12 protein-coding genes are annotated in these 12,964 nt (G+C 38.0%); 7 read left to right on the top strand and 5 right to left on the bottom strand.

The annotated features are described in order from the left end of the window. Nucleotides 1-86: 86 nt before the first annotated feature. The 3 genes from EHQ47_RS02690 to EHQ47_RS02680 all read left to right on the top strand — a co-directional run bounded on the left by EHQ47_RS02690 (nt 87) and on the right by EHQ47_RS02680 (nt 5,661). A complete protein-coding gene (locus tag EHQ47_RS02690; protein WP_135748331.1) occupies nt 87-1,457 on the top strand; it encodes a DNA gyrase subunit A in 1,371 nt (456 codons plus the stop codon). 6 nt (nt 1,458-1,463) lie between these two features. Beyond that, nucleotides 1,464-3,590, top strand: coding sequence for a toprim domain-containing protein (locus EHQ47_RS02685; RefSeq protein ID WP_135776503.1), 2,127 nt, complete (start codon nt 1,464-1,466; stop codon nt 3,588-3,590). A 169-nt stretch (nt 3,591-3,759) separates the two neighbouring features. Next, the gene (locus EHQ47_RS02680; RefSeq protein ID WP_135748333.1) at nt 3,760-5,661 is read left to right on the top strand and encodes a serine hydrolase domain-containing protein; all 1,902 of its coding nucleotides are present in this window, start codon (nt 3,760-3,762) and stop codon (nt 5,659-5,661) included. Between the two features lie 59 nt (nt 5,662-5,720). Here EHQ47_RS02680 and EHQ47_RS02675 read toward each other — a convergent pair whose 3' ends face one another. Genes EHQ47_RS02675 through EHQ47_RS02665 form a run of 3 tightly spaced genes read right to left on the bottom strand, consistent with a single transcriptional unit; the run spans nt 5,721 to nt 6,689 of the window. Then, a complete protein-coding gene (locus EHQ47_RS02675; protein WP_135748334.1) occupies nt 5,721-6,047 on the bottom strand; it encodes a TRL domain-containing protein in 327 nt (108 codons plus the stop codon). Nucleotide 6,048: 1 nt separating this feature from the next. Beyond that, the gene (locus tag EHQ47_RS02670) at nt 6,049-6,372 is read right to left on the bottom strand and encodes a TRL domain-containing protein (RefSeq protein ID WP_135748335.1); all 324 of its coding nucleotides are present in this window, start codon (nt 6,370-6,372) and stop codon (nt 6,049-6,051) included. Beyond that, on the bottom strand, nt 6,372-6,689 hold the full coding sequence (locus EHQ47_RS02665; RefSeq protein WP_135748336.1) for a TRL domain-containing protein: 318 nt from the start codon (nt 6,687-6,689) through the stop codon (nt 6,372-6,374). Before EHQ47_RS02665 ends, EHQ47_RS02670 begins: the two co-directional genes overlap by 1 nt. A gap of 591 nt (nt 6,690-7,280) precedes the next feature. Between EHQ47_RS02665 and EHQ47_RS02660 the strand changes: the two genes are divergently transcribed. From EHQ47_RS02660 to EHQ47_RS02645, 4 genes are read left to right on the top strand one after another with little or no spacing between them, the layout of a single operon-like run. Beyond that, a complete protein-coding gene (locus tag EHQ47_RS02660; RefSeq protein WP_135748337.1) occupies nt 7,281-7,787 on the top strand; it encodes a DUF3015 domain-containing protein in 507 nt (168 codons plus the stop codon). Nucleotides 7,788-7,803: 16 nt separating this feature from the next. After that, the gene (locus EHQ47_RS02655; protein WP_100742006.1) at nt 7,804-8,289 is read left to right on the top strand and encodes a DUF3015 family protein; all 486 of its coding nucleotides are present in this window, start codon (nt 7,804-7,806) and stop codon (nt 8,287-8,289) included. A 42-nt stretch (nt 8,290-8,331) separates the two neighbouring features. After that, entirely contained in the window at nt 8,332-10,317 is a 1,986-nt protein-coding gene (locus EHQ47_RS02650) for an Lnb N-terminal periplasmic domain-containing protein (protein ID WP_135776502.1), read from the top strand. Then, on the top strand, nt 10,280-11,122 hold the full coding sequence (locus EHQ47_RS02645) for an alpha/beta hydrolase (RefSeq protein ID WP_244290189.1): 843 nt from the start codon (nt 10,280-10,282) through the stop codon (nt 11,120-11,122). Before EHQ47_RS02650 ends, EHQ47_RS02645 begins: the two co-directional genes overlap by 38 nt. Here the strand turns inward: EHQ47_RS02645 and EHQ47_RS02640 are convergent. Next, nucleotides 11,099-11,623, bottom strand: coding sequence for a hypothetical protein (locus EHQ47_RS02640; RefSeq protein WP_135776501.1), 525 nt, complete (start codon nt 11,621-11,623; stop codon nt 11,099-11,101). The genes EHQ47_RS02645 and EHQ47_RS02640 overlap by 24 nt on opposite strands. Continuing rightward, nucleotides 11,620-12,963: a DUF445 family protein gene (locus tag EHQ47_RS02635; protein ID WP_135776500.1), complete on the bottom strand. Its 1,344-nt coding sequence runs from the start codon at nt 12,961-12,963 to the stop codon at nt 11,620-11,622. Before EHQ47_RS02635 ends, EHQ47_RS02640 begins: the two co-directional genes overlap by 4 nt. Between the last annotated feature and the right edge of the window lies 1 nt (nt 12,964).

The raw sequence follows: 12,964 nt of genomic DNA, 5'->3' as shown, positions 1-12,964 counted from the left end.
GGACATAGACAGGTACGTATCGCCAGTCTAAAAAGGGAAAACCGCTTGACAAGTCAATTCATCCCATCCCTGTGTCATTTGGAACCATGAAGAACGAAGAACAGTATCCAAAACGCCCCTTTGAAGACCAAGTGAATGATGACCAAAGGAAATACTCTCGCTATGTATGCGATTCAAGAGCCATTCCGCAAGAAATTGATGGTCTAAAGCCTGTTCAACGAAGGATTTTATGGGCGATGTGGAACTCTGACGCTCGTAACCGCCATACCAAAACCGTAAAAGTGGCAGGGCTTGCGATGGGATACCATCCGCACGGAGATCGTTCGATCCAAGATGCCCTTTCTCAAATGGCCCAAGACTTTGCTTTTGCAAATAACTATCCTTTAGTGCATGGGGAAGGAACTTTTGGGGATGTTTTAGATCCCAATGCAATTGCTTCTCCTCGTTATACGGAAGTTAAACTTTCTGACTTTGCGAAAGATTTAGGATTTTTTGAAAGTTTACCGGACATTGACTATGTCAAAAACTATGATGAAACAGAAGATGAACCCATTCATTTTGTGGGAAAGGTTCCAGTTGTCCTCCTAAATAACATCCAAGGGATTGCAACGGGGTTTCGTTGTTTTATTCCTGCTCATAAACTGAGTGATGTCATTGATTCTCAAGTTACCTATTTAAAAACAGGGAAACCAAAAAAGGTCACACCTTGGTACAAAGGGTACGGTGGAGAAGTAAAGTTGTCCAAAAATGACAACGGTAGCACAGTGATGTCCACAACCTTCGGATTCAAAAAAGAAGACGGAAAATTGTTTCTTGTCGACTCTCCTATGAATTGGAACCGCGAAAAGGTTGTGAATTACTTAGATGACCTGATCGAAAAGAAGGACAATTGGTTGAAGGACTATGTGGATCATTCCAGCCAAACCTTCAAAATAGAACTCATTGCCAAAAAAGGCGAAGAACCATCGGAAAAAGAAATCAAAGAACTTTTCTCCAAAGAGAACAATGAAGTTTTAACCATCAACGTCATCACTCACGAAGGAAAACTTCGTAACTTTAACCCTGAAGAAATCATCAAACGATTCTGTGACTTTCGTAAAACCCATCTCATCCGTCGTTTCAAACGACTCGCTGGACTCGAAAAAGAAAAGATTGATCGTAACTCAGAACTCATTCGATTCATCAAAGAAAAATGGAACGAAAAAGTAACAGGCATTAAGTCCAAAAAAGAATTCGAAGACAAATTGAAAGCAGCTAAGTTTGTTTATTTCGAATGGTTGAGTTCCATTCCTGTGTATCGGATGACTTTGGAAGAAGTTCGTAAATGTGAAGATGCCATTGTCGAAGCAAAAACAAAATACACTGAGTATACGACATTACAAAAAGATGATAAAAAACTCACCGGTTTTATGACCGATGAACTTGACGAACTGAAGAAAAAATGGGATCCGAAATAAATCATTATGGCTCAAAAAACTGAAAAAACCTCAGGAAATTCGCGAAATTTTAAGAAATTATCGAATGTAGAACACGTTCGGATGCGGACAGGAATGTGGCTTGGGCAAAACTCCCTTTCCACTTTTGAACAACATTTTTTTACCAAAGATAACTCTGGTAAGTATGACATCGTACACGAAGAACTTTCCGACATTCCGGCCAAACTAAAGTGTTTGGACGAAGCATGTATGAACTGTGTGGATGAGTACAGAAAGAACTTAAACGACAAATCCATCCCAGAAAAAGACAAGATGAACAAACTCATCATCCAATTGTCTACAGACCGCAAACGTGTTACCATCCAAGATAACGGTCGTGGAATTCCTGCAGACAATGCCGAAGGAGTTTACCTCCATTTGATGTATGGAGAAAACTTTGATGACAAAGTCAAAGAAGACCATGTTGCCGGACAAAACGGTGTGGGGATTTCTCTTGTGCGTATGGTTTCTTCTTTTTTTAGAGTGAAGACCATCAATGGTGGGAAAGCTTACAAAAAAATGTTTAGCATTCACGATGATGTGAAAAAAACCATCCGTGGATTTAAACTTTCTAAAGAAGATACAGAACGAGTTCATTTATACTATGACGAACATGGAACCTTTGCCGATTGTCCTCTTTTGTCAGCTGACCAAATCAAACAACTAAAAGCTCCTTGTGATAAAACAGGAATGACAGCTGTTACAGAAACTGCCAAAAAAGAAGATCACGGAACAACAGTTGAGTTTGAACTCAATCCTGCTTATTTTAACAACCTGGACACTTCTTTTAACATCAATTTGGTGAAACAGTATCTCCAAGACATTGCGATGTCGAATCCTGGTCTTGAAGTGGTTTTTATTCACAAAACGGGAAAAGAAAAGTATAAATTCAAAAAAGGTTTTGATGAGATTTTTAGTAACTCCGAGATGGTTTACTATAAGTTAGATTATGCGGATAAATCTTCCTCTTCTCAAATCCATATGGATACTTATGTGGTTGTGGGACAAAACAAAACTCTCACTTGGGTGAACTCGATTTTTTGCCCTCAAGGTGGATCTGCGATTGAATATTTAGAAAATAGGCTTTGTGATGAGATTCGTAAAAAATCACAAATTGTGAGTTTAGAAAAAAAACTAAACACCCAATGTACAAGAAACGATGTCAGAAGTTGTTTTCATATGTATGTAAACCTTCGTATCCTCAATCCACGGTTTAAGTCACAAGATAAATCTTATCTCATTAATGATTTGAATGAAGACATTCGAAAGTCTGTGGACAAACACCTCGACAAACTTTTGAAAAAAACGGGCCTCATCGAAGAAATTAAGATGGTGATGGAACGCAGAACCCAGATGAAACAGCTCGAGGACGCGCAGAAAGGCCTCCGTAAGGCGTCGCGGAACAATATCCCTAAGCTTATGCCTCCGACAGGCAAACCAAACGATCCAGGCCGAATTCTTTTTGTGGCGGAAGGGGACTCTGCGATTGCGGGTCTACGTCCGGCAAGAAATCCAAAGTTACATGGACTTTTCCCTCTCCGGGGAAAACCACTCAACTGTAAGGGGATGTCTCTTGCCAAAGCCATGCAAAACGAAGAGATGAAAAACATTGTGGCCATTGTGGGCCTTCCACTCGACCAAAAAGTGAAGTCCATTGATGAACTTCATTACGATCGCATCAGCATCATCACCGATGCGGATTTTGATGGGTATGCCATTCGGTCTTTAATGTTATCCTTTTTCTATGAGTATTGGCCTGAACTTTTTGATTTAGGTTTTATCAATATTTCTGCAGCACCATTATATGAAGTGGATGTGAAGTGGAAGGATGCCAAAAAAGAAACTGTATTTTGTATTGATGATTCCGACTACGACAAGTTAGTTGCGCGTGTCAACAAACAAGGTGCTGAAATCACTCGTAAAAAACGAAATAAGGGACTTGGAGAAACGGGAAAAGAGGCAATGAAATACGCTGTGGATCATTGTATGACGACTATCACCGTAGGAAACAAAAAGACCGCTAAAAATACACAAGACCTTTGGTTTCACAAAGATTATGCAGAAAAACGTCGTGAGGCGATTTCTGAATACTCCATGAGCGTAATCGAAGATTAAGATTTTTTACCGAATCTCACAAACTTTTTACCAACAAACAAAACCCAAACGAAGAGAACTTTTGTAGTTCTTTCCGTTTGGCATAGCGATCACTCCTGAATCCATAGGTCTTAGGGGTTCTGCGTTTTATGGGCTTGCGATTGATTGCTTGTTTTTGATTTTTAGAGGAATGAAGCCTCGTTCCCCAAAAAACACTCAGTCTTCGCCCAAATCCTCTGTTAAGAACAAAAACAAGGAAAAAGAAGAATCTCTTCTTCCCTTCCATCCCCTGCCATTATCTTTTCCTCTTCCGGCTTCTCTAAATCGAAAATCAAAATCCTTTTTTTTGATTTTAAACATTTTGTTTTTCCTACAATGTTCCTCCCTACAAGAAAAACCCAAAGAGGTTTATCATAAGGACCTAACTGCTACGGAGAAAGTGGTTTTGTCCAAAATAGAAGAAGTAGAAAACTCAGGAATCAAATCACTTTCGTATATGTATTTATTAGGTGATGGAGTTGTGCATTCAGGTTCTCTTGGTGTGGACAAAAAAGGCCAGATACAAAGATTTAAAATAGGAAGTATTACTAAACTATTTACAGGAATCGCTCTTTTGCAATTACAAGAGAATGGCAAACTGAAGTTAGATGATCCTGTTTCCAAATACCTTCCCGAATTAGTTGGGATGTCTTCTCGTGGGCAAAAGTATCGTGAAATCACCATTCGAGACATTTTAACCCACCAATCGGGATTACCTTCTGATAGAGCTTCTGGTTTTTTCCTTTCGCCAAATACCAAGGATCCCGAGATTTTGGCTGCCTTTCGTTCTCTTCCGCAAACACTTTCGCAGATGGAAAGAAACGAACCAGGCAAAGCTCATTCCTATTCCAATTTTGGGTTTGGGCTTCTTGGAATCGTCATAGAACGAACCTCAGGCATTGGGATTGAAGAGTATTTCCAAAAGAATCTATTTTCCAAAGCCGGAATGAAACACTCCACCTTGTTAGAGTTAAATGACGGATCGGAGTTAGTGACTGGATATTCCGGTTTGTTTTGGAAAACAGAAACCCTTCGGCCCGTGATCCGTGATTTGACGGCTGGTTCTCTTTCGACCACCGGAGAAGATATGGGTCTTTTTATGAAGACATTCTTTCAAAGTAAAAGAGGGAATGGTCTTCTTTCCCCATCCAGCTTTTTCGAATTCCATCGCATCCAAAAAGGACCGAGTTCTAATTTTCAAATGAAGTTAGGCCTTCCTGTTTTGATGGAAGAAAAGAAGAGTGGTGAGAAAAGTATTTGGATTTCAGGGCATTCTGGATCACTACCTCCGTTTTTTGCAGATTTGCTTTATGATCCAGAATCGGAAACTGCAAGTTTTCTTGTCGGAAACACATTGAGTTTTGCGACTGCTTCCATTCGACCAGCTAACAAAGATATTTTGGATATAACTTATGAATACAAAACGGGATTTAAATGGGAAGATCCACCTTTGCCAGAACGAAAGAAACAAAATAGGTTAGATGGTTTTTATGGCCTCTATGTTTCTCCTTTGGGAATCCATGAAGTAAAACCAGGAAATCCACCTAAAATAGAAATGATGGGTTTTGACATTGATTTAGTAGAAAAGGACAATCGATTTGGAACCAACTTACGTCTGTTTTTTGGTTTGATTCCAGTAAAAGAAAAAACCTTGGAATCCATGCGGATCGAATTTGAAGCTTGGGAAGGAACTCCTATTTTTACTATGTATTCATTGAATGCTGCCAAAGGAAGTTGGGGTTTTGGAGTTTTGGCAAAACCTGACTACCGGTTGCCTGAAAAATCATTTTTGACAACCTATCAAACGAAGGATCCGTATTCACTGATCTCACGAGTGGAATTGAAAGAAGACAAACATGGGTTTGTGAATGCCACTGTTTATTATTCGTTAGGTGGAATGGAAAATTCTAACCAATTGCCTTGCCAATTAGAATCAGAATCCACACTTAGGATTTTAGGTTTTGGTCGCAATTTAGGGGAGAGAATGGATCTAAAAAAAGTGGATGGAAAACCGGTTCTCGTATATTCGGGGATTCAGTTTTTGGGGGAATAAGGGGAAGGGGTAGAGATTATACCATTGCCTAATGAAAACTAGGCAATGGTAAGGAGGAATTAGTCTCCTCTTGCGATTGTACAAACGCTTGTATAAAGACCAAGAATATTAGTATATTGGTAATCTACAGCTTTCACAACCTTGATTCCACCGTCTTCTTGAGCACTCTTGATACTCGCATCTCCAACAGTAATTGCATAAATAATGGAATACGCACAAGCGTCTCCAGTTTTAGCTCCTACTTCGGTTGCAGTTGAAATATCCTTATTGAGTGTTACATTGGTGTACAAGCTTCCTGGATTAATCCCATATCCTGGACCAGCAACGGCACAATTGAAAAGGGCAAACCCGATCATCATTACAAATAAAAGGTTAAATTTTTTCATCTTAGTCTCCTCTCGCAATTGTACAAACTCTGCTGTATAAGAGAGTTAACAAAGAAAGTCGTGAATAATCAACAGCTTTCACAACTTTGATTCCACCTTGTTCTGCTGCTGCTCCAATTCCCCCATCTCCTAAATAAAAAATGGAAAGAACACCATGAGTACATGCAGTTCCTGTTTTGGTTCCAATGTCATTTCCTGTGGAAACGTCTTTGTTCATTGTAATATTTTGAAAAAGATATCCCGGTGGCGTTGTGTATTGAACGGAACAATTAGCAAAAAAAACAGCGATGATTAATACACCTAAAACTCTGATTAAATTTTTCATTAGTCTCCCCTCGCAATAGTGCAAACTCTAGTCCAAATTGTTAGGAAGCCTGTGATTTGGTAGTCTACAGCTTTTACTTTTTTCATATCTACTTTTGCACTTGCTTCTTTAACTCCACCTTCACCAGTTGTCATCCAACCCATGATGTTGGATACACATGCTTTACCAGTTTTTGTTCCAAGGTCTGTGCCAGTTGAAACGTCTTTGTTCAAAGTGTAGTTTTGGAACACTGCAAACCCACCAGTCTGATACCCTGATGAACAATTCACCAAAGCGACTAGAGAAAAAATTGCAATCGATGCTATTTTTAACTTCATATTTGTCTCCTAGGCGACGATTGGAAATTTTCTTGGGATTTCAATCAAATCAAAAAAAAAACATTTATGCAAATAAAGAAAAACTGAACAGTTTGACGCCTTTTTTTTAATTTGACTTGGGAGTAGGCCTCACATAACTCTGGTCAGATAAGCTCCCCTAATACAGATTTCACGCCAACTTTCGTTCTTGTGTTAGTGTATCATCTTTTTTAATTCACTTCTGGAATTTTGGCTGAAACCCCTTAAGTTTAAACATTCCAGAAAGTGAATGGTGTTCAATAGCCAGAAGACGGTAGCTGGTTGCATTTTCCAGCATGTGCATTTGTAGTTGAATTTTTTACATTCTGTAAAAGGGGTTTTCCAGGGCGACGGAACACTACTTTATCCGAAACAATTGGCTTTATTCTAAAAAAAACTTTGCGGTTTGCAAATTGGTTTTTTTTGATGAGGCGTTCTCGTTTGTTTCGTGTTAGTGAGAATCGAAGTAATTGATTATTTTCCTCGTGTAATTAAAAAGTTTTTGACTAAAATAAATCCTTCCGATAGATTTCGTCCGAATTTGATTCGAAAGTTTCAAAAGGAGAATTCGAAATGGGAAAAAGAATTACCTCAATCCTGTTTTTGTCTGCTGCCGTTGTAGCTGTCTCTTTGACATCTACTTCTGTAGAAGCAAAAAAATATGGTATGGCTGGTTGTGGACTGGGAACATACGTGTTTCAAAAGAATAGCAGTGGTGAGCAAATCTTAGTTGCTACGACAAATGGAATTTATGGAAACCAAACCTTTGGTATTACGTCTGGAACTTCCAACTGTACTGCTGATGGTGTTGTAAAACAAGACAAAGTTCAAGAATTGTTCGTAACAATGAACTACGATTCTCTAGGCCAAGAAATGGCTTCTGGGAAAGGTGAAAAATTAGAGTCTCTTGGAAACCTTCTTGGTTGTTCTAATGATTCTATTTCCCGATTTGGCCAAGTGACGAAAGAAAACTATGCCAAACTCATCACTGAAGATTCAACACCTGCAAGTTTACTTTCAGCAGTTAAATCAGAAGTTAAAAGCGATAAAATCCTCGCTAAGTCTTGTTCACAAATCTAAGGAGATATGAAATAAAATGAAAAAGTTAACACTCATCTCCACAATCGGAATCTCTATGGTTCTCCTTGCGTCTCAAATGTCTGCTGCACCTAAATACGGTATGGCGGGATGCGGACTTGGAACTCTTGTTATGCCAGGTGGTAACCAAATTTTTGTTGCTACAACAAACGGAACTGCGGGAAGCCAAACCTTTGGAATTACAACGGGAACATCTAACTGTACAGCAGATGGCGTTGCCCAAAAAGAACATGCACGTGAAATCTATGTGCACATGAACTTTGATAGTTTGGAACAAGAAATGGCAGCTGGCAAAGGGGAAAAACTTTCTAACCTAGCCACTCTTTTTGAATGTAAATCTGGTGCTCGATTCAGCGAAGTGGTAAAAGAAAACTACTCTAGAATCTTCACCGAAGAATCAAAAGCAAACCCTAGTTTGATGTTGTCAAACCTTCACGAAACTTTGGAAAAAGACCAAACAGTAAAAAATTACTGCAAAATCTAAACCTTTGTAAAAAATCAGAGTATCCAACCATTGGATGCTCTGGTGTTTCCTCTGTACTTACTTACTTTTCTTTTCATCCTCTTTACAACATCGCTTGGGGCCATCGAACCCACTGGCGAACAAAACATACTTGAATTAGATTTTTTAACGGCAAGAAAACAAGGGAAAGAAATTCCAAAATCTCCCAAAAGCAAACAATACCTAGAAGAACTGATCAATGAATCGAAAGAAAGACATCTTGCCGAAGAAACCCATTGGTATCGTTTGCTTAGATTTAAAAAGACCAGATGGGGATTTTGGGAAAGTGAAGTCGATAACAAACGTTATTTTCTTTCGGATGAGGGAAAATACCATCCAGAAAAAGAGTTAATCGCAACCCTTCATAGTTTTTTTACAGAAGAACCAATTCCTGAAGGATTACAACATCCTCAATGTGCCTATCCAGAAAGATACCATTGGTTGAAAGGAAAACTTAAATTTGATTTCAATCGAATGAACGAGGTCCAATGTCCACGTTTTGAAGTTTGGAAAGAAACTCTTACTCCCGATTCGATATCCGTTGTGTTTTCATCTTATTATATGCAAGCACCAGCTTCTATGTTTGGACATACACTCATCAAACTCAATAATAAGGTAAATGAAAACTCTGAGTTATTAGATTATGGAGTCAATTATGCTGCCAATCCGGGGGAAATGAATGGGTTTGCATATGCAGTGAAAGGATTAACCGGTGGGTATCCCGGTACCTTTGCCATCTTTCCTTATTATCTAAAAGTAAATGAATACAATGATATGGAAAGTCGGGATCTTTGGGAATACAAACTAAAGTTAAAACCTGAAGAAAGAGATAGATTGATCCGGCATCTTTGGGAAATGGGAAGGGCAGACTTTGATTATTTTTTTATCAATGAAAACTGTTCTTATCATTTAATGGAATTTTTAGAAGTATCCATTCCTGAATTAGATATCAGTAAAAAAACTGGTTGGATAGTGGCTCCTGGTGACACCATAAAACTTTACTTAGCTGAAGATGGTTTTGTGATTTCGAAAAAATATCGCCCATCTTTGTATTCCAAAATTAAATATAAACTTTATGATATGACAGAGGATGAAAAAACCACCTACTTTGATATGATTCGTTTTGAAAATGCATTCCTACCAGAACCAAAAGAAAACTTTCGAATGTCTTTGGTTACTGATGCAGTTCTTGACACATATCGTTATCGGTATTCAAGTAATGCGGAGATCCCGAAACAACACAAAGATTATTACGATAAGTTACTCGTTTTTCGAAGTAAACAAAATGATGAATATACTCCAAAAGAACAAGTGCCTTTGTCCACACCACCGGAAGCCTCACATCCTTTGAGCCGAGTTGCCACATCCTTTGGTGTCTCTTCTTTAGGAAATTTTGCAGAGTTTAAATATAGAATCGCATACCACGACCTATTGAATGTAAGTAAAGGTCATGCTCCCAATTCGGAATTGGCATTTTTCGACACAACGGTTCGGGCGTATGAGAATCAAAAGCCAGAGCTAACGTCTGTAAGTGCCATTAAAGTAGCTTCTTTGAATCCCTATAATGCAATTTCAAAAGATTTTTCCTATTTTTTTGATACAGGTATCCAAACTGCCGTTTATCAAAACAATAACGAAACTCTTAGGAAACAAGTTGGTAACTTTGACCTTCGTATGGGGTATTCTTTTTCCAATGAATTTGGAAAAACACCGATGAGTTTAGGTGTATTAAGTATTCTTGGTGGAGTGAAAGCTCAAAATGGAAGGATGTTTGAAAATGGAATTCGTTATGGTGGAAACCTTAGTTTACTGTATCAAAATGAGTGGGGTGCATGGAAAATTTATACAGGTGCCACTGCCCAAAACTACCAACTAAGCCATAATTTGAATTCTTATTACGTAACCTTTAAGGTTCGTTATGCATTTTCAAATATACATGAAATACGATTAGAAGTTAATGGAGAAAGATTTTATGAAGAAGCACTTATATCTTATCATTATTTGTTTTAATTTTCTTTTTTTTAATTGTTCATCTTTGTATTATCATCCAACAAAAGAAACTTATTTTACACCTACACAAATGGGTTTTTCGTATATTCCCACTTTTTTAACAACAAAAGATGGGGTGAAGTTAAATGTTTGGCGGATTTATTCGAAACAACAAGAAACACCCAAAGCGGTCATTTTGCAATTTCATGGGAATGGACAAAACATGAGTGCTCATTTTTTATCTCTTGTTTGGCTTGTGAACCATGGGTATGAACTCATCGTATTTGACTATAGAGGTTATGGTGAATCGGAAGGAGATCCCGATCCTGAAGATATTCTGGATGATAGCAAACTAGTTTTAGATTATGCATTACAAGCAACGAGGGAAAGAGGTTCCAAGTTAATTGTTTATGGCCAAAGTTTAGGTGGTGCCATCGCGATGCGCTCTGTCGCCGATTGGAAAGATAAAAACGAAGTTGTTTTACTTTGTATTGATGGATCCTTTCCTTCTTATCGGGAAGTTGCTAAACAAACAATGAATCATGTGATCTTTCCTCCAATGGGGAATTTATTTTCTTGGGTATTTCATGACCACACAAGTCCACGTGATTCCATTGCGAATCTTTCTCCTATTCCACTTTTAATCATTCATGGAACTGAAGATACGGTTATATTTTTTGAAAATGGAAAACAGATTTTTGGTTTAGCAAAAGAACCTAAAGTGTTTTGGGAAATACGTGGTGGGGGGCATGTCGACTGGATGAATCTTGGTCGATCAAAGTTTGCAAAAGATTTTTTGGTTCTACTCAATCGGCATTTGTACTGATTCAAAACGAGATTCGGTGAAGGTTGGTGTTGAAAGAATTTCTGTTAGAGCTGACTCTTTATTGAATTCTTTAAAGGTGAGTTCGCTCCTACTTAATTTTGTTTCACTGAATATTTTAAGTTCAAAATATTTTTCTTCTCCTTTTTTGATTTGGAATACTTTTGTTGTATCTTCTTTCCCTATGACATCCAAACGGTAGGTTCCTTCCGGTAACCGAATAAAACCTAATGATGCATTCTCAAGTTCAATTTTAAAAATGGGAGTGGGTTTGATTGACGAAGAAAATTTGTCTGGATAACGTGAAATCAAACAGTCGTAGTTCCAAATGGAAAGGGAAGTATGATCTGGGCGAACTAAATACAAAAGTCCTGTTTCATTTTCTTTTGTTACCAATTTAACAAAACTTTTTTTCGAAGTACACTGCATCGTAAATCCGACGATGCATGTTAAAAACAATAAAATGGCAAAATAAGGAGGATGGTTTTCTTCTTTCACACTCATATTGTTCGTTCTGATTCCGCAAGGATCCGCTTTTGGTTTCTGTAATGGGCAATGTATGTGATGAGCACTAATGTTCCCACAGGTACTGCAAAATAGATATGGACTTGGATGAGTCCTGCAATCATTCCTAAAATTCCGCCGAGGAATTGTATAACGACAAGGTTTCCGCCAGTATTATCCAAAATCATTTTTTCCAAATCGTCTGTGTCAAGTGCCATCACACGTTCTTCGACAAGGGCAGTGACATTGATATTGTGGACAAATTTTTCTATATTGGTTTTGAGATAAACTTTTCCTTCTTCACTATTCATAAATTCAAGAAGTCGTTTTTTAACCCAATCCACAGCACGGAAAAAATTCTTTTCTATTTCTTCCCAGTTGTTTGGATCATCTAAGTAAGATTGTAATCTTTCAATTCCCGATGGCAAAAGGTTTTGTCTTGCGTAATCACCACTTGCTTCTAACCAATTGGAAATTTTTCCAGTAATGAATTCTTGTGTTTCTTTGGAGTTTAATCTTTCTTGGAGACCTGCCATCATCTCATCCATCATCTTCATAAACTGGTCTGAGGTTTCAGGATCTTTCACAAATCGTTCTAAAAGTTCACGAATGGCTTCTTCGTTAAAAGAAAAAATCTTTTTCACTCCAATCCCAATTTTACCAAGCGTACTTCTTGTTTTTAAATACTCTTCTAATCCTTCGTTGAGTAAGTTTGCCAGTTTTGGCATTTCTTCCAGTAATACCACTCGGAGTTGTTTTCCCAACTCTTCACGATTGGTTTCTTCGGTTAGATAGTATGTTAGGCGTTCTTTTGTGTAGTCCCAAAGTTTTTGCACTTCTTCTGGACGTTCTGCCATCTTTTTCATTGTTTCTTCTGAAAAATCAAAGATGACTTCTAAAATTTCTGGTCCTCTTTCCTTTAACATAGAAATGATTTTGGTGACAAGCATGGTTCGGATTTCTACGTTATGGATGGCTTCATCAATTTCTTTGACGATTTTTTGAATTCCCGTTTCGACTAGGTTTCGCTCATAAATATAAGTTAAAATAATATCCGGATGAAGGAGGTTACTTTGGATACTTTCACCGAGTGATTTTGCAATTTTGGATTTGTTTTTGGGAACAAGACCTGACCAACCAAGCACCTTACCATGTTTAGGTTGGAATAACATTTTAATCGCAAGGAAATTTGTGAAATAACCCACAACTCCTGCCATCAGAACAACGAAAACAGCATTGATCCAAACATTACCTTCGTAATATACTTGAAATCCCCCAGCAATAATGGAGGAAACTACAAGTAACCTACGATACCAGGCATCTAATTTTGCAACATCCATC

The sequence above is a fragment of the Leptospira bourretii genome (assembly GCF_004770145.1).
Lineage (GTDB): Bacteria > Spirochaetota > Leptospiria > Leptospirales > Leptospiraceae > Leptospira_A > Leptospira_A bourretii.
The sequence above is the reverse complement of the archived record's forward strand: the minus strand, read 5'-3'. Positions and strand labels throughout refer to the sequence as shown.

Bases quoted from the DNA above. Each gene is read 5' to 3' on its own strand.
- EHQ47_RS02670 (WP_135748335.1), bottom strand. From the start codon at position 6,372: ATGAAAAATTTAATCAGAGTTTTAGGTGTATTAATCATCGCTGTTTTT.
- EHQ47_RS02655 (WP_100742006.1), top strand. From the start codon at position 7,804: ATGAAAAAGTTAACACTCATCTCCACAATCGGAATCTCTATGGTTCTC.
- EHQ47_RS02635 (WP_135776500.1), bottom strand. From the start codon at position 12,963: ATGGATGTTGCAAAATTAGATGCCTGGTATCGTAGGTTACTTGTAGTT.
- EHQ47_RS02690 (WP_135748331.1), top strand. From the start codon at position 87: ATGAAGAACGAAGAACAGTATCCAAAACGCCCCTTTGAAGACCAAGTG.
- EHQ47_RS02640 (WP_135776501.1), bottom strand. From the start codon at position 11,623: ATGAGTGTGAAAGAAGAAAACCATCCTCCTTATTTTGCCATTTTATTG.
- EHQ47_RS02685 (WP_135776503.1), top strand. From the start codon at position 1,464: ATGGCTCAAAAAACTGAAAAAACCTCAGGAAATTCGCGAAATTTTAAG.
- EHQ47_RS02665 (WP_135748336.1), bottom strand. From the start codon at position 6,689: ATGAAGTTAAAAATAGCATCGATTGCAATTTTTTCTCTAGTCGCTTTG.
- EHQ47_RS02645 (WP_244290189.1), top strand. From the start codon at position 10,280: ATGAAGAAGCACTTATATCTTATCATTATTTGTTTTAATTTTCTTTTT.
- EHQ47_RS02675 (WP_135748334.1), bottom strand. From the start codon at position 6,047: ATGAAAAAATTTAACCTTTTATTTGTAATGATGATCGGGTTTGCCCTT.
- EHQ47_RS02680 (WP_135748333.1), top strand. From the start codon at position 3,760: ATGAAGCCTCGTTCCCCAAAAAACACTCAGTCTTCGCCCAAATCCTCT.
- EHQ47_RS02660 (WP_135748337.1), top strand. From the start codon at position 7,281: ATGGGAAAAAGAATTACCTCAATCCTGTTTTTGTCTGCTGCCGTTGTA.